The organism is Paraburkholderia aspalathi, from assembly GCF_900116445.1.
In the GTDB taxonomy this organism is placed as follows: domain Bacteria; phylum Pseudomonadota; class Gammaproteobacteria; order Burkholderiales; family Burkholderiaceae; genus Paraburkholderia; species Paraburkholderia aspalathi.
On sequence record NZ_FPBH01000009.1, the window covers coordinates 138,466 to 161,777 of the forward strand.

Here is a 23,312-nt window from a genome sequence, read left to right on the forward strand (position 1 = left end):
GCGCTTGTCGCACGCACATGAGAGGAGACGAGAGTATGGATCTGCATGTCACGGAAACGAGCAAGGAAGATGGCGTGGCGATCGTGCGCCTGAGCCGCCCGGGTCGAGGCAATTCCTGGACCAAACGCATGAACGAGGAATATCGCTGGCTTATGGCGAGTCACGACGCCGATCCAGAGGTGCGTGTCATCGTCGTGACCGGCGCGGGGCGGCAGTTTTGCGTCGGCGCCGATTTCAAGGCGCTCGATCACTATGTCGACGCAAAACAGGACTATGTGGAAAGCACCAATGCACAGGTGTTGCCACAACCGGGACATGGCGTGCGAGAGGAATTCGATCACGAGATGGTCTGGCACTGGGGCCTGCAAAAGCCTGTGATCGCGGCGATCAACGGCGCCTGCGCGGGCATTGCCGTTGCACTCGCGTCGTTCTGTGACCTGCGCTACGCAGTGAGCGGCGCCAAGCTCACCACCTCGACGCCGCGCCTCGGTCTGCCGGCCGAATACGGGCTCGCGTGGATTCTGCCGCGCATCGTCGGCCTGACGCATGCCATGGATATTCTGATCTCCGGCCGTGTGCTGGTTGCCGAGGAAGCAGACCGTATGGGCTGGCTGAACGGCGTGTTCGAAGCGGAAACATTCGAATCGCGGATCATGCATATCGCCAAGGACCTTGCGAGGACAACCTCGCCGATCGCGGTCAAAACCGCCAAGCGACAGGTCTATGCCGAGTTGCTGAGCGCCAACGTGGGCGCTGCCGTCGAAGATTCGAAGCGGCTCATCGGCGAATTGATGAAGGCGCCCGATTATCTGGAAGGCGTCAAGTCGATGCAGGAAAAGCGCGCGCCGGCGTTCGCGGCGCTGGCGGCGCCATGAACCGCGCGATCAGTTACACGCAGAAAGAGGACATGGGTGATGCGGATCGCCGGACTGTGTCGCCGTTGCAGAAGAGGGGGAAGCGGGATGCCAGCTGAAGTGAAACTTGATGAGTCGTATTGGCCCGCGGACCGTGCGCCGGATCTGTGGGAAACCACGCTAGGCGACGTGTTGCGCGACGCCGCGCGGAAGGTGCCGGATCGCACCGCGTTCGTGGAAGGCAACGCGGCCACGAAGGCCACGCGGCGCTGGACCTATCGCGACCTGTTGAGCGCCGCCGAGCGGGTGGCGTTTGCATTGTTGAAGCGCTTCGCTCCCGGTGACAGAGTGGCGGTGTGGTCGCCCAATTCCGCCGAATGGATTCTATTGCAGCACGGCGCGAGCCTTGCCGGTTTGGTGCTCGTGACTGTCAATCCAGCGTATCTCGCCGATGAAGTGCGTCACGTACTGCGTAGTGCGAGAGCGGCTGGAGTATTTTTTACCGCGGCCTACCGCAATACGGATCAACGTGCGATTATCGACGCGATTGCCCCGAGCTTGCCGCATCTGCGCGAGATGATCTGCTTCGACGACTGGGCGCAATTCTGCGAGGCCGGCGACACGCCGGTTGAATTGCCGCGCGTGCGGCCCACCGATATGGTGCAGATTCAGTTCACGTCTGGGACTACTGGTTTTCCGAAGGGGGCATGTCTACACCATCGCGGCCTGGTCAACGCATCACGCTTCGCATCGTTGCGCGCGAACTTTCCGGAAGGCGGTGTGTGGGTCAGCGCGATGCCGCTCTTTCACGTCGGCGGGTGCGCGGGGAGTCAACTGGGCGCGTTCACACGGCTGGGCACTTTCGTGATGCTCACCCAGTTTGACGCTGCATTCATGCTCGAACTGATCGCCGCGGAGCGGGGAAATCACATTCATGCGGTGCCCACCATGGTGATCGCGTTGATGGAGCATCCGAGCCGGCCGCGACTGGATCTAACGAGTCTGAAGGTGATCATGAGCGGCGGAACGCCCGTGCCGGCGCCGCTGGTGGTCAAGGTCATGCAGACCTTCGATTGCCGCTTCACCATCACCTTCGGGCAAACGGAACTGAACGGCGTCATCTGCCAGACCTTTCCCGACGACACCCCGGAGCGTCAGGCTGAAACCATCGGACGTCCCGCGCCGCAGATGGAAGTGAAGATTGCCGACCCGCAAACTGGCGCGACTCTGCCGCTCGGCCAGACGGGCGAAATCTGGGCGCGCGGCTACCAATCCATGCTCGGCTATTTCGACATGCATGAAGCGTCGAAAAGCACGCTGCGCGAGGACGGTTGGCTGCGTACCGGCGACCAGGCCCGAATGGATGAGCACGGCTATTTGCGCATCACCGGGCGTCTGAAGGATTCGATCATTCGCGGCGGCGAGAACATCTATCCGAAAGAGATCGAAGACGTGCTGTGGACCCACGAGGCCATTGCGCAGGTCGCGGTGGTCGGCGCTCCGGATTCGAAGTGGGGCGAAATCGTGGCTGCCGTGGTGCGCTTCAAAGCCGACGTACCGAAGCCAACCGCTGACGATCTGCATGCGTTCTGCCGCGCACGGCTCGCGGCGTACAAGACGCCGGCGCTGTGGTTCTTCGTCGATGAATTTCCCGCGACGTCGTCGGGGAAGATCCAGAAATACAGGTTGCGCGAACAGATCGCGGCAGGTGATTTGGTCAGCGAGCCACGCGTCGCCTCGCAAACTGCGGTCCCGTCTGTCGCGAAGGTGTCGATCGCATAGAGACTTAAGGCCGCTTGCGAAAGCTCGCGGTATAAAACGGAGCGGTCAGGCCGCCGCTCACAGGAGACAGGCATGATGCCATTTAACGACGCCTTGCGCGAAAAGCAGATCTTCCTCCGTGAAGGCGAGAAACGACTACTGATCGACGGTCAGCATGTGAGCGCGGCCTCCGGGCAGACGTTCACGTCGATCAACCCGGCGACGGGGCGCGTGATCGCGACCGTGTCTGATGGCGACGCGGTCGATATCGATCGCGCTGTCGCTTCGGCGCGCAAGGCTTTCGAAGGGCCGTGGAGCCGTTTCAAGCCGGCTGAGCGTCAGGCGCTGCTGCTGCGTCTCGCGGATGTCCTCGACGAACATTACGAAGAACTGGCTTCGCTGGATACGCTCGATATGGGCGCGCCTTTGTTGCGCACACGCGCTTCGCGCGAGCGCGCCGTCGGTCTGATCCGCTATTACGCGGGTCTTGCGATGAGTATTCATGGCGAGACGATCCCGAACTCGGTCCCCGGCAATATCTTTTCGTACACGGTGAAGGAGCCGCTCGGCGTGGTCGGCGCAATTACGCCCTGGAATGGACCGCTGACGCTGGCGTTGTGGAAGATCGGTCCGGCGTTGGCCACCGGTTGCACGGTGGTCCTGAAACCCGCTGAACAGTCACCGTTGTCGTCGTTGCGGTTAGGGGAACTCTGCCTCGAAGCGGGCTTGCCGCCAGGCGTGCTGAACGTGGTCACCGGACGCGGCGGCGCGGGCGCGGCACTGGCCGCCCACCATGACGTCGACAAGATCGCCTTCACCGGATCCACCCACGTCGGGCAGAAGATCATCGAAGCGTCGGCCGGCAACATCAAGCGCCTCTCGCTCGAGTTGGGTGGCAAATCGCCTCATATCATTTTCGCGGACGCCGATCTCGACGCCGCGGTGCCGGCTGCCGCGATGGCGGTATTCGCCAACTCCGGGCAGATCTGCAGCGCCGGCACGCGGCTGTTCGTGCAGGAGGCGGTATACGACGAGTTCGTCGAAAAGGTCGCGGCGTTCGGCAACGCATTGCGCGTCGGCGATCCCGCCGACCCCGGCATGCAGCTCGGGCCGCTCGTTTCCGAGCAACAACTGACGCGCGTCGCCGGCTATCTGCGCGCCGGTCAGGATGAGGGCGCGACGCTGCTCGGCGGAGGCCTGCCGGCTGGTCAGTCCGAATTGAACAACGGATTTTTCGTGCGACCTACCGTGTTCGCCAACGTGCGCGACGACATGCGCATCGCGAGAGAGGAAATCTTCGGTCCGGTGATTTCCGCGCTGCGGTTCAGCGACGCGGCCAATGTGATCGCGCGTGCCAACACCTCGGACTTCGGCCTCGGCGGCGGCGTGTGGACCCGCAGCCTCGCCACGGCGCAGCAGGTGACGCGTGGTCTGCGCACCGGCTCCGTGTGGGTCAATTGCTACCAGGCGATGGATCCAGCGGTGCCGTTCGGTGGCTACAAGATGAGCGGCTACGGCCGCGAGTCTGGACGCGAACACGTCGAGGAGTTCCTCAATACGAAGGCGGTGTGGATCAATGCATAGCCATGGATGCCGTTTGCTCGTGGACCTGTCCCGACCCGCCAACCGCTCGAACCCGAAGTGCGTGATATCCGCAGCATTTTCGCGCGCGCATGTGAAAGGAGTGCCACATGGCTGCAACGTCTCCTTCTGAGTATTTCGATTACATCATCGTCGGCGGCGGTTCGGCCGGCTGTGTGCTGGCGAGCCGCCTGTCAGCGAACGCCGCCAACCGCGTGCTTCTCTGCGAGGCGGGCGCCGACATTTCGCTCGACAACGTACCGCCCGCGATCCTCGACAGCTATCCGGGCACCGCTTATCTGAATCCCGATTACATCTGGCCGGAGTTGCAAGCGACGACTGTGCGGATCAACGGTGTAGCGGGCCGCGCACGCAAGTATGAACAGGCGCGCATTCTCGGTGGTGGTTCGTCGATCAACGGCCAGTTCTTCAACCGGGGTGCACCGTCCGATTACGACGCCTGGGAGGCACATGGCGCGCGGGGCTGGAATTGGCAATCCGTGCTGCCATTCTTCAAGCGAATGGAGACGGATATTGACTTTCATGATGCGCTGCACGGTACGAATGGGCCGATACGTGTGCGGCGCATTTTTCCCAAGCAATGGTCCGGTCATGCGCGAGCTGTCGCCGCGGCGCTCGAGGCGCAAGGTTATGACTATTTGCCGGATCAGAACGGCGACTTCCGCGACGGCTATTTCCCGATTGCGATTTCCAATTTCAACGAGCAGCGCGTGTCGGTCGCGACGGCTTACCTCGACGCGGCAACGCGCAGTCGGCCGAACCTCACGATCAGAACTGGCACCGAAGTCGCGAGCCTGATTTTCGATGGCACGCGTTGCACGGGCGTGGTGATTCAGGAAGACGATAAAGGCAAACGTGTGAGTGGCGGCGAGATCATCGTATCGTCGGGCGCGATTGGCTCGCCGGCATTGCTGCTGCGCTCGGGGATCGGGCCGGTCGCGCATCTGCGCGATCTCGGCATCGACATTGTCGCGGGACTGCCGGGTGTCGGGCAGAACCTGATGGAGCATCCGTCGATCGCACTGGCGTCGTTCATCGACGACGGCGCACGCATCAACGACGTGACACGCCACCATATCCGCGTCGGAGCCCGCTATTCGTCGAAGATCGGCGGCGCGTCGCAAGGCGATATGCTGATCCTCGGCGTAACCAAGACGTCGTGGCATGCGGTGGGCCGCCGCATCGGCACTTTGCTTAACTACGTCAACAACCCGTTCTCGAAGCGAGGCGAGGTTACGCTGCAGTCGCGCGACTGGCGTGTTCGACCCAACGTCGCATTGAATCTGCTGGACGACGAACGTGATCTGGACCGGCTCGTCGACGGTTTCCAGCGCATGGCCTTGTTGCAGGCGAGTGCGAGCATGCAGGCCGTGACGAAAGATCCTTTTCCCGCCAGTTACAGTGAGAAAGTGCGGCAGGTCGCGATGCTGAGCGCGAAGAACAAATTCATTACGGACGTACTGGCAAAACTGCTTGACGGCCCGGCACCCTTGCGCGGCTTCCTGATGCGGCGTGTCGTGGCCGGCGGTCCGACGCTGGACGAATTGCTCGGAGACGATAAGGCATTGCGCGCCTTCATTCGCGGTGCATGTGTCGGCGTGTGGCATGCCTCGTGTACCTGCCGCATGGGCGCCGCCGACGATCCCCTGGCCGTGACGGATGAGTTTGCGCGGGTGCGTGGTGTGCAGGGATTGCGAGTCGTGGACGCATCCATTTTTCCGGTCGTTCCGGGTGCCAACACGAACGCGCCGACACTCATGGTGGCGGAGAAGATTGCCGATGGTTTGTTATCGACGCAGCCGGGCGGCGGAGCGATCGCGGATAGAGCGATGTCGCCGGCGTGATGCCTGTGCCTTCGCCTGGGTTAGTCCGGCCGTTGCTCAGTGCCTATTACGCGACCCGGGGCGCCGACGACTCTCAGCGTATAAACCGTCCGTACGCCAAACTGCTGCGGCGCGATCGGCTCGGCCAGCCACGAAGGCAATTGATTCAGGTCCAATTCGCTTGGTCCAAGATCGATCGTGGCACTGCCACTGCAATGAACAATGTCGGAAGCACGACGCGCGCCTTTTGCTGATTTGTTGTGGCGATTGATCTTGCAGTATGGATAGGATGATGGGTACGCACTGGTCGGGCAGAGCGGGAGTCAAACTTGGCGCTGCTTTGCGGGCAACTGTTGGAGTCGGCTGTCTACCCCATATGTAGGCCATGTTTGAAAAGGTAAATTCGGCGGGGGGCTGAAGGTCGGCCGTTTTCGTCCGACGAAGCTCGTGTTTGTTGTCGCCAAAAATCGGCGCCATCGCCGCCGGGGTTGCGAATAGGTACGTCGCCAAGCTAATCGGCTTCGAAGCGTTTCGACAACGGCCAGAACCGTTCGCGTGGACTGAAAGGTTTTCTCGGGACCCAATCGTGCGTTGGCGTGCGGTTGAGCGCCAACGCAGCGCAAAGCAGCAGTTACTCGGCGAGTGCCGCTTGTGACTGCTTCATCTGGAATGAGATCGGTAAGCGCTTCAGGCCGCTGATGAAGCCGCTTTCCACCCACGCCGGCGTCCCGTTCAGTTCGAGGCTGTCGATGCGCGTCAACATTTCGCGTAGCAGGATCTGGATCTCGAACTTGGCCAGCATCATCCCGAGACACATATGCACACCGTAGCCGAAGCCGACATGGCGATTTGGCTTGCGATCGACTCGAAAACTGAACGGCTGATCGAATGCTAATTCATCACGATTCGCCGACGTGTAGACCATCATCAGGCTATCGCCTGCCTTGACCGGCGTTTCGCCGACCTCGCAATCCTGGGTCGCAGTGCGGAAGAAGTGCTTGATTGGCGAAACCCAGCGGATGATCTCGTCAACGGCGGTGGGAATCAGCGAGGGATTTTCCTTTAGCTTTTGCCACTGATCGGGATTCTGGATCAGCGCGAGTACGCCGCCGGCGATGCACGCGCTAGTGGTGTCGTGGCCTGCGGTCGCCAGCGCAACGTAGTAGGAGGCGCTTTCGTATTGTTCGAGAGGCCGTCCATTAACTGTGCCGTTCGCAATGAGGCTTGACACGTCGTCGGTCGGATGCGCGCGCCTGTCGGCGGCGACCACGTCGAAGTATTGGCGTAGCGCGAGCGCCGCGTCGATCACATCGCCGGCGGTCTGCATCTCAGGGTCTGAACCGCCGAAATACGAGCTGGTCAGGCGCTGAAGCAGAGGTGCGTCGCTATCGGGCAACCCGAGGATGAGCATGATCACGCGCAACGGGTACCATACCGCGATGTCGCGATAAAAGTCGCACTCGGGTGCCTTACGCTCGAGGTCGTCGATCGCGCGACGGGCCAGCGCCGAAATGCTTTTGTCAAGCAGCTTGACCTGCTGCGGAAAGAACCAGTTCGCTGTGATTTCCCGATATGCTGTGTGCTGCTCGCCGTCCATCAAATGCATCGACTTGGTTAGGTGCTTGCGTCCACCCATCGCCTGCTTGACGAGGGCTTCGAAGTCGAGACTGACAAGATGCTGGCGAGGCGCATTGATGAACTGTTCGTGCGCGCGCTGAACCGCAACGACGTCTGCATGGCGGGTAACGGTCCAGAACGGCTTGTATCCGTCTGGTTCAGTCCAATGGACTGGATCTTCACTGCGCAGTTGTGCGAACAGTGCATGTTCGGTTTCAGGGTTGCCGTATGTTGTTCCACTGGCGATTGCCTCGTCTACAGCCTTGCCGTCCATTACCATCTCCTTTGTGGGTGCTTGGGCCTTTTCGAAACAGCGTGTCGCGGCGAGCACTGTCATCGCGAAACGTCAGCATGAATTCTGCGCAACGCAACCCAGAAAGACGATAGGCCTCGACGGCTATTCATTCATATCGTGGACTTCGCGCACACCGCGGGCGCCCAACATCGATGCGGTTTCGCTTTACGACTGCCGTCAGGTGACGGCGGATATATCTGCCTCGACGTCGGTTGCCGTGCCAGCACTATGGGATGCCTGGTCTGATGTCACGAAGCGCGCGATATCGGCGAGTGCGTTCGACTCGTCGTAGCCCTTGCGTAGCTACTGTTTCAACGGATCAAAGGGGTAGGTCGATCTCAATCATGTCGATCAGCTTCCGAGTCCGACCGTCCACTGCAGATCATTAGTGTGTGAGAGGCAACAGTGACTGTTCAAAAGAAGCGTTTACCCGTAGGAAAATGGCCATTAGACTTGCGCTATGAATTGCCACGGGTGATTCATCAGAACGATCACGTTTCATCGAGGTATCCAGCATGAACGCAACCATTCAGGCAGCCGCCGTCATACTTACGCTGCTTGCCATTCCCGTCGTGTCCTCCGCTCAAACAGCTTCATCGTTGACGCGGGCAGAAGTGAAGTCGCGGCTGATTCAAATTGAGCAGGCCGGCTACAACCCGGCCACCGCTGATCCTTACGCTTACCCAGACAATGTGCAGGCCGCGGAAGCGCGCGTCACGGCCCGCCAAGGGGCTATAAACAGCAATGGTGGCTCTGTCCCTTGCTCATCGCAGTCCGCCCGTCCCGTATTGCGCGAGGAGTGAGCGTTGACGCGACTTTAAACATAGACGTCTCTCCTCGGGAATTGACGCTATTGCACGATCGCCTCGCAGCTTTCCATCTGAAATCGCGCTACGACGAGTAACGCAGCCACAGCCGATACGGCGATTAACGGAATACTCGCAAATAGCAGCGTTGTTTCGCTGTGCCCGGCGCTTAGTAACTGGCCTGCGCCGAGCGGACCAATAATCGCGCCCACGCGACCGATGGCGACCGCCGCGCCAACGCCTGTCCCTCGAACCTCGGTTGGATAGACAGAGCTAGCGATAGAGTAGAGCGCAGATTGTCCGCCGAGCAGGCAAATTCCCGCGACAAATCCGCCGCAGACCAGCACCATGCTTCCGCTCGTGGTACCCAGCAACACTAAAGCAACAACCATCCCGGCATACATGATCGTGACAGTTGGTGTGCGGCCGATGCGATCCATCATCGATGTAATCAGAATGGACCCGATGCCTCCGCCGAAGTTATAGACCATCTGCACCGTGCTTGCCTCGCTGGCCGTCAAGCCGCGGCTTAGCAGCATGGACGGTAACCAGTTGAGAAGAAAATACAGGATGATGACGGTTCCAAGATAGCTGACCCAAAGCGACGCGGTGGCGGCGGCGCGGCCATCGCGAAACAGCGCGAAAAAAATGCCGGGTTTGTTGGCTTTGCCTGACGAAATCGTCGTTTGTCCAGCGATGAAATAATTGGATTCCTTAAGGAATAGTCCAAGGAGTGGAAGAACCAGCAACGGACCAAAGCCACCTATGTAGAACAGTTGTCGCCAGCCCGAGGAATCTGGCCATAACACACCGATCAATGCGGCAAGCGATGCGCCGAAGGGCATGCCACAATACATCACGCCCACCGCGAGGTTGCGTCGATTGGGGCGAGATGCCTCCGAACTCAAGGCAATCAGATTCGGCATTGCAGCACCAAGTCCTAAACCGGTCAACAGGCGTGCAACAAGCAGCGAATTGAATCCGTCCACCTGCGTCGTGGCGAGCGAGAAGACACCAAACAACACGACCGATCCCATCAGCACGCGCTTTCGCCCGAACAGGTCAGATAGACGGCCACCAATGGCCGAAGCCGGAAGCAAACCCAACGAGCCGAAGCTGAATGCCAGGCCCAGGTGAGCGTGGTCGAGTCCAAATTCGCGCGCCATTCGCGCTCCAGCAATACCGGGTGCCTGCAGGTCGAGACCTTCCAGTAACGCGACAATCAGACATAACCAAATGGTTAGCGTACTCGACGATTGCGCTGGGTTGATTGACTTCAAAGCCTTCTCCAATGTGTTTTTTATAAGCGACGGCAGGTTCATTCCCGAATCCACCGGCCTGACGTTCCGCTATGACGGCACGTTCAGGGAAGATCATTGCGCGGCATTCAACCGGCGAGAACGGTCGCACTGCAAAACTATCTACATAGTGGACCGTCTGAGCGATCGACTCGTATGGATCGCGTCTGGTCGGCTTGCCGTCACTGCATCAGTCAACAAATACGGTAAGCAGGTCTCTTCTTCGATTTTTTTATAAAACTCGCATATTTTCGCGCTTAGATGCAACGGTTCACATTGTGTGAAATCTTGATGGAGTCGATGTTTTCGCAGCGTCTTTTCGGTTGATCATCGTTCGCGAGTGCTCAGTCGAGCCACCAATGACGACTAAAAAACAACTTTGGAGACGTATGAAAAAGTCGATTCTTTACACGGCCGGCGCACTGGCGTTCTGCGAGTTATGCATTGCTTCTCCTGCCGCTGCGCAATCCAGCGTGACACTATATGGTGCTGCTGACGAATGGGTGGGTATGCAGAAGCCGCTCGGTGGAAAAACGGCCGTCGTGCTTGGCAACTCTGGCGACTCCCCTGCATTTCTCGGGTTCAAAGGTCGTGAAGACCTGGGCAGCGGGTACTACGCGATCTTCACGCTGCAGGCGTTTCTCCGTATGACGAGCGGCGCATATGGACGCTATAACGGTGACTCGTTCTTCTCACGCAACTCCTACGCGGGTATCGAGGCGCCGTGGGGGACAGTCACGGCCGGACGGATGGCCACGCTTATCAACTACAACAGCGTGTCGTTCAATCCAATGGGAGACTCAACAGTCTTTTCGCCAATGATTACCCGGGTATTCAATGGCGTCGGAAACCAGACCGTTTTAGGCGACTCGGACTGGAACAACGCGGTGCGCTATGTAAGTCCGAATCTCAAGGGCTTTGTCGGCTCCGCGTTGTACGCGTTCGGCGGCGCAGCGGGCGAAGCAGGGCAGAACAAATGGTCGCTCAGTGCTGCGTACTACAACGGGCGTTTCTCATCCAGCATCGTCTATCAAACGATCAAGTACAACCTGACCGCAGATGATCTTGGTGCGTCCGTTGCCGGCTTGACCAGCCAGTCGGTTGCTGAGGTCAACGTTGCGTACGACTTCTCGCTGTTCAAACTCTATGGTGAATATCTGTATCTGAAGGACAACGTCAAGTTGGGCGGCATGTCGAATAACACGGGCCAGGTCGGCTTTACGATCCCGGTGGGAGTGGGGACAGTCAAAGGGTCATATGTGTATTCAGAAAATTCGCAAGGAACTGTCGGGCAGGGTAAGACACGCAACATCGCCGCATTGATGTATGACTATCCGCTTTCGGTGCGTACTGAAATCTATGCGGCGTACGCGTACGATCATTTCACGGGACTATCGAGTGGTCAGACGCTTGGCGTCGGGATTCTATCGCGCTTCTAGAATCACGTGCCTGGTGTGATGATCATAAGAGGAGGCCTTCTCAGGTCATGCAGAAGGCCTTCTTCATCTTCAGTGAGCAATGAGACGAGCCGGTGAGGTTAGCGGTTCACTTCGGCGCCAGAAGCGGCTTTGCGTTTGGCGTCTACTTTTGCTGCTGCGTTGTTTTGCGCGTCCTGAATTGCTTTGGGTGTGTCGACGTCCTGATCGCTCGCCTGATAGCCATTTTTCTGCAACCTCTGCCTTTCCGCTTCCAGTTGGGCTTTCTTTTTAGCTCGTGCTGCCTTGCGCTGCGCACGACGAATCTGCTGCGGTGACGATGCGGCGTTCGACGTTGTGACAGCCGCTGCGCTGGCGCTATCGTCGGCGCGGGTTTCGGGAGGCGCGGCGACACATAGCAGCGCGATTACCAGTGTTGAAATGCCGGTGAATCTACGTTTATTCATATTGGTCTCTTGTCCAATGTTCGTGGGACATCTTGATCGCACGCCGCTCATACGGATCGACCGCCGTCGACGTCGATCGAAGTGCCGGTGACGAATCTGGCGTCGTCCGATGCCAGGTAGAGGCAAGCGCCGGCTACGTCATCCGGTGTGGTGAAGCGGCCGAGTGGAATCATCGACGCGTATTTTGTCCGGAGCTCAGGCGTATCTGGCTCCCCCATGAACTCTGCCAGCAGGCCTGTGTCGCCGACGGCGGGATTTACGCAATTCACGCGTATGTTGTCAGGACCCAGTTCAGCGGCCATTGCGCGGCTTATATTGACTACCGCTGCCTTGCTGCCTGCATACCAGGCAAGACCAGGCGGCGGCCGGAATGAAACGATCGAGGCGACGTTGACGAATACGCCGGCCTTTACGCTACGGAAATACGGCACCATCACCTTTGCGGAAATAAGCAGGCTCTTTACGTTGACCGAAAACAGCCTGTCGAACTCCTCTTCGGTGACATCACAAAGGGGCTTTCTTCGATGTGTGGTACCTGCGTTGTTGATGACGGCGTGTACGCTGCCATATGCGTCAAGCGACTTCGACAGCAATGCTGTGACGTCATTCATGTTTGACACGTCAGCGCGCACAAAGGTCGCATTGCCGCCGTCTGACTGGATCGATTCCGTTACCCGTAGTCCATTGTCGGCGTTCAGATCCGCTACGACGACGTTGGCGCCTTCGCCGGCGAACCGCGCGGCAATACCTGCGCCATAGCCGGAAGCGGCACCCGTTACGATGACCGTCCTTCTGGAAAATCGCATACTGGTCTCCTTTTGATTATGCGGTCTTGAGAAAGACCGACTTGACGTTGAGAAACTCGTCGACATGATGGATGCCCGACTCTCGACCGTAGCCGCTCATCTTGTAGCCGCCGAACGGTACGGCTGGGTCCAGCGGCAAATAGCAGTTCACCCATACAGTGCCCGACTGGATCGCTGCCGATACGCGATGCGCCTTGCCGACATCGCGCGTCCAGACGCCACTGCCGAGACCGAATGCTGTATCGTTGGCGCGGTGAATGACATCGTCGATATCGGTAAACGGCATTGCGCTGATCACTGGCCCGAAGATCTCTTCACGTGCGATCGACATGCTGTCCTTGACGCCCGCAAACACTGTTGGCGGTACGAAAAAGCCCTGAGACCACGCCGCACCGTGCAAACGGGCGCCTCCGGTGACGGCCCTTGCTCCTTCTCGCACGCCAGCGGCCATATAGCCGGTCACGCGGTCCAATTGTTCGCCCGACACGAGTGGTCCCATCTGTGTGTCTGGATCGAGTGGCGCCCCGACGCGCATGTTTGCGCCGTATTCGGCGACGCGGGCAACGAATTCATCGTAGATGCCGTGTTCGACGTAGAGGCGTGAGCCGGCGATGCACATCTGCCCGCTATTGACGAAAACCGCGTTTGCAGCGCCTAACGCGGCCGCTTCGATATCGGCATCGGCGAATACGATATCGGGTGATTTACCTCCTAATTCCAGAGACAAGCGTTTGACATTGCCGGCGGATGCGCGAATGATCGCCTGGCCTGTTTCGGTCGATCCGGTAAACGTAATCTTGTTCACGTCCGGATGCGCGGAAAGCGCAGCGCCGACGTTGCCGAATCCCGTCACGACGTTGAACACCCCGTCGGGGAAGCCCGCTTCACAGATCAGTTCACCCAGGCGTAGTAACGACAGTGAGGCCTGCTCAGCGGGCTTTAGAACAACCGTACAGCCGGTTGCCAGTGCAGGCGCGATTTTCCAGATGCCGAGGCCGATTGGACTGTTCCAGGGCACGATTGCGCCGACGACGCCGACGGGTTCTTTCAGGGTGTACGAAAACACTTCGCCAGCGATCGAGTTTTCGATCGTTTCGCCATGAATCGCTGTGGCAAGACCGGCGTAGAACCGGATCAGGCCCACGACGCGTTGACGGCCACCGCGGGTGCGAGTGATCGGCGCGCCCATGTCGATGGTTTCAATAGTTGCCAGTTCTTCAAAGTGCTCGTCGACGAGATCGGCCAGTCGCAGCAACAACCGCTGGCGTTCGAACGGTTTGAACTTGCGCCAGGCGCCTTCGAATGCGCGTCGCGCGGCGGCCACCGCCATGTCTACATCGCGTTCACTGCCTTCCGCAATCGACGCGACGATTCGGCCGGTGGAGGGGTCCGATGTGGAGAAGGTTTTGCCGCTAGCGGACGGTCGCCATTGGCCATCGATCAGCAGAAGTCTGGGCGTGTCGGGATTGATGAATTGCGGACTGGCAAACGGGGCGGATTGATCGGTCACTCGTGTCTCCATGGTGGTGCGAGGGGTTTGTTGCTGGGTGCACCTTAAGATCGGCATCGACTGAACGTTCCTTCGATGTCCTGATAGCGAGTCACCATTGAATACGCCGACGTATGCGAACACAAGGCGTTGCGGCATGCCGGGCCGCGCACCGGCTCACAATATGAACCGGACCGTCCTGTCGTTCACGCACGACCCAGGCTCTGGCGGGCAAGATCGATGCGGCGTGCACAGGCGGGCCATACTTCGCGGTTGACGAGGTTTGCTGGCGGCTCCGCCTGCGTCAACTGAACAATCTGTCCGGCCGCCGTCGACGCCATTGCCTGCCGCGCACCCGTCGTGACGCCGGCAATGTGATAAGTGGCGACGACATTGGAGAGGCTAAGCAATGGATGATCCGGGGCCGGCGGTTCGCTCGACCACACGTCGAGCGCCGCGCCGGCCAGATGGCCCTGTTGCAGCGCGTCGTACAGAGCAGCTTCGTCATGCACACCGCCGCGTGCAGTGCTGATAAAAAGTGAACCGGGCTTCATGCGTTCGAATGCCGCGCGATCGATAAGCCCAGCCGTTCCGGCATTGAGCGGGCAATGTAGCGACACGACGTCGGCGAGGCCCAGCAGCGTCTCCAGAGAAGCCGGCTTGGCACCGCGCGCACGGATCGTTGCTTCGTCGACGAGCGGATCAGCTGCGATCACGTTCATGCCGAAAGCGCGTGCCAGTGCCGCCACCCGTTTCCCGACATGTCCGATACCCACAATGCCCAGCGTGAGTCCACTTAGGTCCCGCCCGATAAAGTCGTGTCTGGAAAAGTGACCACCGAGACGCAATTGCTGATTGCATTCGACAATCCGGCGAGTCAGCGCCAACAGGCATCCAAATGTATGCTCCGCTACGGCTACCGCGTTGCTGCCAGCCTGATTGACGACGCAGACGCCCGCGCGCGTGCAGGCGTTGACGTCGACGGTATCGTAGCCAGCGCCATACGTGGTGACCCATAGCAACTGCGGACAGCGTTCAAGCAGCGCTTCAGTGACGAACCAGCGTGCGGGAAGTTCGTCTTTCGCCGACGAAACGTGATAGCCGTGCGCGATGGATAGCGCACTGAGCACCGCCTGCGTCGTCCGTTCATCCCCGTGCGGGTCACATATCCTGACGCGCACGCTGGGCGCTTCGTCGAGCAAACGGTCGAAGCTCGAGTCCAACGGCAGGTCAAACCGGACGATATTCCAGTGGCCGGTTGTCATATGATCACCGGCAATACGTTGCACAGAGTGGGCGTGGCTTTCTCCGCTCAAGGTTGTGCCAGCGCTGCCGCGCCGCCCTGATTGCTGGCAACTGTTTCGACGCCAAATTCGTCGAACACTTCAGTTGTGTGCTGGCCGAGCGTCGGGGGCAGACGACGGATTGACGGCGGGCAATCGTCCATCTCGAACGGGCTGCGTGCAAAACGCAAGAGCCCTTCGCTCGGATGCTCGCGGAATTCCCAGAAGCCGACACTCTCGAGATGCGGATCTTTAAGAAGGTCATCAAGTGTGTTGACGACCGCGATCGGCATGTCGTTGCCGAACAGGCTCATCCATTCCGCGTTCGTCTTCAGCGCGAGCTGCTCCGTGACGTGTAACCATACGGCCTGAAAGTGCTTTTGCCGGGCGGGGTAGTTGCAGAAGCGCTCGTCCTCGATCAACTCAAGTGCACCCGTCGCTTCGAAAAAACGTTGCCAGTGTGCGTCGGTATAGGGCAGGAACGCTATGTGACCGTCTTTTGTCGCATAAGGGCGGCGCGCTGCCTTCACGATCGTCTCGTACCCCATCGACGAAATGGGTGGTTCGAACGTCGCACCCCATAGATGTTCGACTGCGTTGAAAGCCGCAATCGCCTCGAACATGGGCACGGTAATCTGCTGACCGAGACCTGTGTTGCTGCGATGGTAGAGGCCAAGCATCACCGCATAGGCTGCATGCAGCGAACTGACCTTGTCGGCGAAGATGGTCGGTACGTAACGAGGCTCGCCGACGATCGAAGTCTGCAGCGACGCGATGCCGGACAGCGCCTGGATGACATCGTCGTAAGCGGGTTTGCCGGCGTAGACGCCCTCGTCGGAGAAACCCTTGAGATGGCAATAAATCAGCCGGTGATTGAGACGCGAGAGCGCCTCATAGCTGATGCCCATCCGTCGTGCCGCCTGGGTGCGGATCGAATGAACGACGACATCGCAACTGGCGACGATCTGATGCAGTTTGCGCTGATCAGCCTCGATGCGGAGGTCGAGCACGACGCTGCGCTTGTTGCGATTGCAATTGATGAATACCGCCGACATGCCCTTATTGCGCTGCGGCCCGAGCGAACGCGTCAGGTCGCCTTCGGGTGGTTCGATCTTGATGACGTCGGCGCCCATGTCGCCGAGATATTGGGCGGCGAGCGGTCCGAGCACGATCGACGCAATTTCGACCACCTTGATGCCGGCGAGCGGTCCCGCCGGCTGATCGCCGTGCGACGCGTTGCACTGCTGTGTCATTAGTTTTCCGTGAACAGAACAAAGGAGTTCCAACTATATGAAGGTCGGCAGGCGCGCAGTGTCGGCCGACGGCCACGCGGTTCAGATGGTGAAACAAGCGGTTTCTCTGCGTTCCGCGAGGGGTGGTTCATATCGTGAACCGGACGGTCGGCAACGCGCCGTTGCGGTGGCCCACCGGAGGTAGTCTTTCGATTCAACGAACCAGGGAGACAACGCGTGACATCATCCGTAATCCAGAGACCGGCATACGAGTGGCTGGCGATCGACATTAAGAACGCCGGCGTGACGTCAGTATTCGGTCTGATGAGCGACGATACCGCCTTGCTGGTGGCGACCCTCGACGGAATGGGGGTTCGTTTTTACGGCGCACGCCATGAGAACAACGCCGTCGCGATGGCCGAGGGTTATGCGGCCGCCACGGGCGAAACGGGGATCGTGATACTGGGGCGCGGACCCGCCACCGCAAACGGGTTGCACGGCGTAACCTATGCGCAGCGCAGTGGATCACGCGTGCTGATCGTGCTTGGCGAAGCCTCGGTGGCCTGGGCGCCGCCGTCCGGATACGGACCAGATAGCAAAGGGTTCAATAGCACCGCCGTGTTGAACGCGGCGGGCGTCAAGACGATTGTCGCGACTGAATCCGGTGGTGCGCGTCAGGCATTGGCCACCGCGCTTGCTGCCACCGCATATGGCGCGGTCGCGCTGCTGCTGCCTATGAATGTGCAATATGGCGCGGTCGAGGATGTCGAAACGGCGCCGCGCGGATCTGTCGCCGGCAGTGCACCAAAGCCCACGCGTGCCGCTGCTATCGACGCTGCCGCGGATATTCTCAAACGTAGCCAGCACCCGGTGTTCGTCGCGGGGCTCGGCGCGCATCGCGCCGGCGCGCGGGACGCGTTGATCCGGCTCGCCGACAAGGTCGGCGCATGCACCGGCACGACGTTCAAGGCCAAGGACATGTTCCGCGGCTATGCGTTCGACGTCGGCATTATCGGTTCGTTTTCCCATGCCGGCGGACGACGGCTGATCGATCAGGCTGATTGCATCGTCGCATTTGGCGCCGGCTTGAATCAGCGCACGACGAGCTTTGGCACGTCGCTGCCAAATGACGTGCCGTTGATTCACGTGGACACGCATCGGGAAAACATTGGACGCTGGTTCCACGCGGACGTCGCGGTTGTCGCGGACGTGAAACAGGCTGCCGAACAGCTTTTTGAAGTCCTGCCGCCTCGTAGCGCCGATCAGAAGCCACTGCATGGCGCGGCGAACCGGCAGTGGCTCGCCGACTTCAAGCTGCAAAGCGAATTCGAACCTGCTAACACTCCGCGCACGATGGACCCGCGTTCGCTGGCATTGGAACTCGACCGCTTGTTGCCAACGGAACGCAATATCGTGTACGACTCTGGCAACTTTCTGCAGATCGCGCCTTATATCTCTGTGCCGGGGCCGGCACACATCAAACATGCTGGAGATTTCTCGTCGATTGGCATGGGTTTTGGAACGGCACTCGGTTTTGCGTGTGCGCGTGTCGATCAGCCGACCGTGCTGTTTGTCGGCGACGGCAGTTTCCTGATGACGCTTGGCGAACTCGAGACAGCAGTACGCGAGGATATTCCGCTCATCATCGTTGTCATGAACGACGGTGCGTACGGCGCCGAACTGCACTATCTGAAGATGCGTTCAATGCCGGTTGCGAAATCGGTGTTTGCCGATCTCGATTTCGCCCCCATTGCGCAGGCGGTCGGTTTTCAGGCTGAAACGGTACGCACACTCGACGAATTACGCGCGCTCGAGCCGCTGCTTGCGAGCCAATCTGGCCCAATCCTGCTTGATTGCAAAATCAACGCGAGTGTTGCCGCGCCATTCCTGCTCGAAACGATCGAGTACGAGCGACGCAAACGCTGAAAATGCGCACCATCTGTCGCACTCCAGGCCGACAAGCAGATGGACCGTCGATTCAAAGAAGGTCCGATCATTATATTTTGCATGACGTAATAAATAGAAAAGGCATGGTAAATGAAAACCGACGACATCACGCATGATGCCTCGAAGAAAGCAGCGCCACGCATGATACGAAGCGGCGAGGATTCTCCGAGCCTTACCGACGATCAGATTGAAGACGCCCGCAAGCTGATCGGCGTCTGGCTACGGCGCGACGTGCATACGCCGGCGATTTACGAGCCGTTGTCGGTTCACGATATCCGGCGCTGGGCGCGCTACAGCGTCGGCGACGACAATCCGCTTTTCTCCGAGTCCGACTATGCAAAACGCAGTACGTGGGGAACGGTAGTCGCACCGCCGACATTCCTGTACACGATCGACAGTGGCATCGTCGCGCCCGGCTTGCCTGGCATTCAATGGATTTTCGCGGGTTCACGCTTTGAGCATTTTCTTCCGGTCAAGGCAGGCGACACGATCACGGCACGTGCGCGGCTGATCGATGTGCAGATCAAGGAAGGATCGAACATTGCCCGGTACGTCAATCAGGTAGGAGAAGTGCTGTATACAAACCAGCACAATCAGCTCGTGACGCGATACGAGGGTGACATCTACCGCGTGCCTCGCAAACGCAGTGGCGGGGGCTTCAAATTTGCGGTCGATGACAAGAAGGAGCTTCCGCCGCCCTACCGTTATACGGACGACGAAATTGAGGCCATCGCCAACGGTTATCGCAACGAGTACCGCCGCGGCAACGACACGCTGTACTGGGAAGATGTGCAGATCGGCGACCAACTGCCGACCGTGCTGAAAGGCCCGCTCACGCTGGTCGATATTGTCGGATTCTATTCAGGGCGGCGCACGGTCTACAACGTGATGAAGCTGGCGTTTGCCGATCGCGACCGCCATCCGCGCAACGTGTACTACTCGCCGGCGCGTAACGTCCCCATGCACCCGGCCGCAGGTCACTTCGACGTCGAGATTGCGCACGAGATCGGCATGCCTGGCGCCTACGACCAGGGTTGGCAGCGCATCAGCTGGGCTGGGCATCTGCTTACCAACTGGTGCGGCGACCGCGGCTTTGTCCGCCGTCTTGACGGGCGCGTGACAAAGCCGAATCTGGTCGGTGATCTGACGCGCCTGACAGGCGAAATCACCGGCAAGCGCAAGACGAGTTCAGTGGAAGGTGGCGAAGCATTGATCGACGTGAGCTGGTGGGGCGAAAACCAGCGCGGCGAGCGCAATTGCCGTGGTGAAGCAACCGTGCGACTGCCGTCGCGCGATATCACGCTCACATGCTAAGGAAGCAACGATGCGTAGACCTCTTGAAGGAATTAAGGTACTCGATCTGACGCACGGTGTCGCGGGACCCTATTGCACGATGGTGCTTGGCGATCTCGGTGCCGACATCGTCAAGATCGAAAAACCCGAACGGGGCGACGCGACCCGCTACATGAATGTCAGCGAGAAATTCCATAGCGATATCCCACGTGTCGGTGGCGACTACTTCCTCGCGGTCAACCGCAACAAGCGTAGTGTGGCGATCGAAATGAAAAGTGAAGACGGTCGCAAGCTGTGCGAGGAACTCGCGGCATGGGCGGACGTAGTCGTGCAGAATTTCCGCCCCGGCGTGACACAGCGTCTCGGCCTCGACTACGAAAGCCTGAAACGCTTCAATCCGAAACTGATCTACGCGAACATTTCCGCATACGGGGCAAGCGGCGAACTCTCGGAAAAAGCCGGTATGGACATCGCGGTGCAGGCGCGTTCGGGCGTGATGCGTATCACAGGGGCGGTTAATAGCGATGAGCCGTTGAGGCCGGGAGCATCGATCGCGGATTTCGGCGGCGGCATCTATCTTGTCGCCGGGTTGCTCGCCGCGTTGTTCGATCGTGAGCGGACCGGACGTGGGCAGGAGGTCAGCGTCTCGTTGCTCGATGCGACGATGAGTCTGCTGATCAACTACTCGGTTGCGGTGATGGATGGTGGCGCGAATGTGCGGCCATTGGGGTCGGGCCATCCGCAACTGGTGCCATATCAGGCGTTTCCAACCAGCGACGGTTTCGTTGTCGTCGCGACGGGGACTAACAAAACATATCGGACAATGTGCGATGCGATTGGCTGTTCCAGCCTCGCCGTCGACGAGCGCTTCGCGTCCAATCAGAGCCGTGTCCTCAATCGCGCTGAGATGGTCGATGCATTGTCTGCCGTGTTTCGTCAGCAGACCTGCGCGCGCTGGATCGAAATCCTCGAAGCCGCCGATGTGCCATGCGCGCCGGTCAACGAACTCAGCGACGCGTTTGAGGAATTGAAGACGACGTCGCCAGACATGGTGAAAACCGTCGAACATGCTGCACTTGGCAAACTGTCGCAACTGGGCGTGCCGTTCCGCTTCTCCGACTGCGGTGGCGACATTCGTAAGCCACCGCCGATGCTTGGCGAACACACGGACGAAGTGCTTGCGCAACTGCTCGGGCGCTCGCCGGACGCGATCGCGTCGTTGCGCGAACGGAAGGTGATATGACACGCTCACCGCTAGATCCCTTGTTTCGCGCACGCTCGGTCGCACTGATCGGCGTGTCGGGCGATCCAAAGAAAATGACTGGCGCGCCGTTGCAGATCCTGCGTCAGACGGGCTTTACCGGCGAGGTTTATCCCGTCAATCCGAAGCGCGCCGAAGTACAGGGCATGCGTGCCTATCCGCGCATCGACGCGTTACCTGCCGTGCCTGATGTCGCGATGATCATGTTGCCTGCCAGTGCATGTGCGGAAGCGGTGCGCGAGTGTGCGGCCAAGGGAATTCGCGCGTGCGTGATTCCGAGTTCGGGTTTCGAGGAGACGGACGACGGCGAAACCATCGCAAACGACCTCAAACGCGCGGCAGAAGAGACCGGTGTTGTGATCGTCGGGCCAAACTGTGAGGGGTTATGGTCGGTTCGTTCGCGCTTGCTGCTGACGTTCGGGTCGGCGGCGCGGCGCGACCAACTACATCACGCGCCCATCGCGATCCTGTCGCAGAGTGGTGCGATGGCCGGTGCGCTAGCTCGTCATCTCCAGGACGACAGCGTTGGCTGCGCATATGTCGTATCGGTCGGCAATGAAACGGTCTTGACGATTTCTGATTATCTGGAATGGATGATCGAACAGGATGACGTCGAAGTCGTGACGCTGTTCATCGAAGGTTTGCGTGACGGCAAGCGCCTGTTGAATGCAATCGAGCGGGCGACTGCGAAAGGCATGCGTATTGTTGCACTCAAATCGGGCAACACGCATGCCGGTGCGAAAGCAGCAGCGTCGCACACAGGCAAGATCGCGTCCGCTAGCATCGTGTATCAACATCTGTTGAGGCGCGCGGGCGCAGTGCTGGTGGACAGCCTGACCGATCTGATCGCAGCGACGAAAGTGCTCGCCATTGCGCCACTGCCGCCGGCGCGAGGTGCGCATGGCGGTGTGTCTGTTTTCAGCATCCCCGGCGGCACGCGAGCGATGACCGCGGATCATCTCGACGCACACGGCGTGGCGCTCGCAACCTTTACGCGCGAAACAGTCAAGGTACTGACGAACGCATTGCCAGAATTCGGCGGTGTCGAAAATCCAACCGATCTGACCGGACAGGTGCTGTCGCATCCGGGTCTTTTCGATACGTGTCTTCGCGCGATAGCAGGCGATCCCAATAGCGAAGCATTGATTGTTCAGGTTGCCAATCGGGGCCCGCGCGACGTGATGGAGCGTGTGGATCTGCTCGGCGCTATCGCGCGTGATACGAATTTGCCCATCATTGCGACATTTCTTGGTGATGCTTTGTCCTCTGCCGATCAGGCAGTGCTTCGCGCACAACGAATCGTTTGCGCGCGAGATCCCGCGGAGGCCGCACGTTATCTTGGCTGGCTCTTTCAGGCGTGCAGGCGTGCTGAGGTGACTGTGCAGAGCGAACTGCGCGACACCGCCCCACTGGCGCTACCCGTGTCGTGGCCGCAGATGGCCGATTGGCTGGCTCAGGCAGGATGTACACCACCGCCGTGGCGCATCGTCGGACCTGGTATGCCGGCGGGCGCGACGTGCCAGGAGTTGGTGTTTCCGGTGGCCGTAAAAGCGTTGCCCGAAGACTCCGATCACAAGACTGAACTGGGCCTGCTTGCGTTGAACGTACGTGACCCCGGTACCGTCGATGTCGAAGCCGAGCGCATTCGCTGGCTGCTTGGACGGCAAGATGCGGGTGTGCTCGTTCAGCAGATGGCAGCCCACGGTGTCGAAGCCATTCTCGCCGCCATGCGCGATCCGGACTTTGGGCCGGTCATGGCAATTGGTCTGGGCGGCACGGCAATCGAACTGTTCGGCGACGTCGGCTGGTTGACACTGCCAACCGATACCTGCGCAGTTCGTGAGGCGCTGAAGCCACTGCGCTTGTCTACGTTGCTGGCGGGTTTTCGTGGCAAGCCTGCGGCTGATATCGATGCGCTGGTGCAGGCCGCTGTGAGCTTTGGGGATGCATTCCTTGCAACCACGCCTGCACCCTTCGAGATTGAAATCAATCCACTGATTGTGTTGCCCGAGGGGCAGGGTGTTGTCGCGGTCGATGCTCTTTTCAAGTCATGAGGAACGACG

Annotated in this window: 17 protein-coding genes; 10 read left to right on the plus strand and 7 right to left on the minus strand. The window is 59.7% G+C overall.

Annotated features, from left to right (window positions below; genetic code table 11):
* Positions 1-35: 35 nt before the first annotated feature.
* From BM438_RS16300 to BM438_RS16315, 4 genes are all read left to right on the plus strand, one after another.
* Entirely contained in the window at positions 36-875 is an 840-nt protein-coding gene (locus BM438_RS16300) for an enoyl-CoA hydratase-related protein (RefSeq protein ID WP_093635263.1), read from the plus strand.
* An 87-nt stretch (positions 876-962) separates the two neighbouring features.
* A complete protein-coding gene (locus BM438_RS16305; protein WP_208620665.1) occupies positions 963-2,636 on the plus strand; it encodes an AMP-binding protein in 1,674 nt (557 codons plus the stop codon).
* A gap of 72 nt (positions 2,637-2,708) precedes the next feature.
* Positions 2,709-4,199, plus strand: coding sequence for an aldehyde dehydrogenase family protein (locus BM438_RS16310; RefSeq protein WP_167378407.1), 1,491 nt, complete (start codon positions 2,709-2,711; stop codon positions 4,197-4,199).
* 107 nt (positions 4,200-4,306) lie between these two features.
* Complete coding sequence (locus tag BM438_RS16315) at positions 4,307-6,061, plus strand: GMC family oxidoreductase (RefSeq protein WP_093635264.1); 1,755 nt, start codon at positions 4,307-4,309, stop codon at positions 6,059-6,061.
* Between the two features lie 610 nt (positions 6,062-6,671).
* Here BM438_RS16315 and BM438_RS16320 read toward each other — a convergent pair.
* The gene (locus BM438_RS16320; RefSeq protein WP_093635265.1) at positions 6,672-7,931 is read right to left on the minus strand and encodes a cytochrome P450; all 1,260 of its coding nucleotides are present in this window, start codon (positions 7,929-7,931) and stop codon (positions 6,672-6,674) included.
* Between the two features lie 536 nt (positions 7,932-8,467).
* Between BM438_RS16320 and BM438_RS16325 the strand changes: the two genes are divergently transcribed.
* Positions 8,468-8,755, plus strand: a complete 288-nt coding sequence (locus BM438_RS16325) for a DUF4148 domain-containing protein (RefSeq protein WP_093635266.1) — start codon at positions 8,468-8,470, stop codon at positions 8,753-8,755.
* Positions 8,756-8,802: 47 nt separating this feature from the next.
* On the opposite strand, the gene mhpT is transcribed toward BM438_RS16325, so the two are convergent.
* Entirely contained in the window at positions 8,803-10,080 is a 1,278-nt protein-coding gene (gene mhpT, locus BM438_RS16330; RefSeq protein WP_093635267.1) for a 3-(3-hydroxy-phenyl)propionate transporter MhpT, read from the minus strand.
* Between the two features lie 365 nt (positions 10,081-10,445).
* On the opposite strand from mhpT, the gene BM438_RS16335 reads away from it, so the two are divergent.
* Positions 10,446-11,495 carry a porin gene (locus BM438_RS16335; protein WP_244179384.1) on the plus strand — a complete coding sequence of 350 codons (1,050 nt, stop codon included), beginning with the start codon at positions 10,446-10,448 and terminating at the stop codon, positions 11,493-11,495.
* Between the two features lie 98 nt (positions 11,496-11,593).
* On the opposite strand, the gene BM438_RS16340 is transcribed toward BM438_RS16335, so the two are convergent.
* From BM438_RS16340 to BM438_RS16360, 5 genes are all read right to left on the minus strand, one after another.
* Positions 11,594-11,989: a hypothetical protein gene (locus BM438_RS16340; RefSeq protein ID WP_143131711.1), complete on the minus strand. Its 396-nt coding sequence runs from the start codon at positions 11,987-11,989 to the stop codon at positions 11,594-11,596.
* Complete coding sequence (locus BM438_RS16345) at positions 11,986-12,744, minus strand: SDR family oxidoreductase (protein WP_093635270.1); 759 nt, start codon at positions 12,742-12,744, stop codon at positions 11,986-11,988. The genes BM438_RS16340 and BM438_RS16345 overlap by 4 nt, the downstream gene beginning before the upstream one ends.
* 16 nt (positions 12,745-12,760) lie before the next feature.
* A complete protein-coding gene (locus BM438_RS16350) occupies positions 12,761-14,266 on the minus strand; it encodes an aldehyde dehydrogenase family protein (RefSeq protein ID WP_093635271.1) in 1,506 nt (501 codons plus the stop codon).
* Positions 14,267-14,439: 173 nt separating this feature from the next.
* A complete protein-coding gene (locus tag BM438_RS16355) occupies positions 14,440-15,498 on the minus strand; it encodes a hydroxyacid dehydrogenase (RefSeq protein WP_093635379.1) in 1,059 nt (352 codons plus the stop codon).
* Between the two features lie 47 nt (positions 15,499-15,545).
* Positions 15,546-16,769: a CaiB/BaiF CoA transferase family protein gene (locus BM438_RS16360; RefSeq protein ID WP_093635272.1), complete on the minus strand. Its 1,224-nt coding sequence runs from the start codon at positions 16,767-16,769 to the stop codon at positions 15,546-15,548.
* Between the two features lie 216 nt (positions 16,770-16,985).
* On the opposite strand from BM438_RS16360, the gene BM438_RS16365 reads away from it, so the two are divergent.
* The 4 genes from BM438_RS16365 (at position 16,986) to BM438_RS16380 (ending at position 23,303) form a co-directional block, all read left to right on the plus strand.
* A complete protein-coding gene (locus BM438_RS16365) occupies positions 16,986-18,674 on the plus strand; it encodes a thiamine pyrophosphate-binding protein (protein WP_093635273.1) in 1,689 nt (562 codons plus the stop codon).
* Between the two features lie 111 nt (positions 18,675-18,785).
* The gene (locus BM438_RS16370; RefSeq protein ID WP_093635274.1) at positions 18,786-20,009 is read left to right on the plus strand and encodes a MaoC family dehydratase; all 1,224 of its coding nucleotides are present in this window, start codon (positions 18,786-18,788) and stop codon (positions 20,007-20,009) included.
* A gap of 10 nt (positions 20,010-20,019) precedes the next feature.
* Positions 20,020-21,231 carry a CaiB/BaiF CoA transferase family protein gene (locus BM438_RS16375; RefSeq protein ID WP_093635275.1) on the plus strand — a complete coding sequence of 404 codons (1,212 nt, stop codon included), beginning with the start codon at positions 20,020-20,022 and terminating at the stop codon, positions 21,229-21,231.
* Entirely contained in the window at positions 21,228-23,303 is a 2,076-nt protein-coding gene (locus BM438_RS16380; RefSeq protein WP_093635276.1) for an acetate--CoA ligase family protein, read from the plus strand. The genes BM438_RS16375 and BM438_RS16380 overlap by 4 nt, the downstream gene beginning before the upstream one ends.
* Positions 23,304-23,312: the final 9 nt, after the last annotated feature.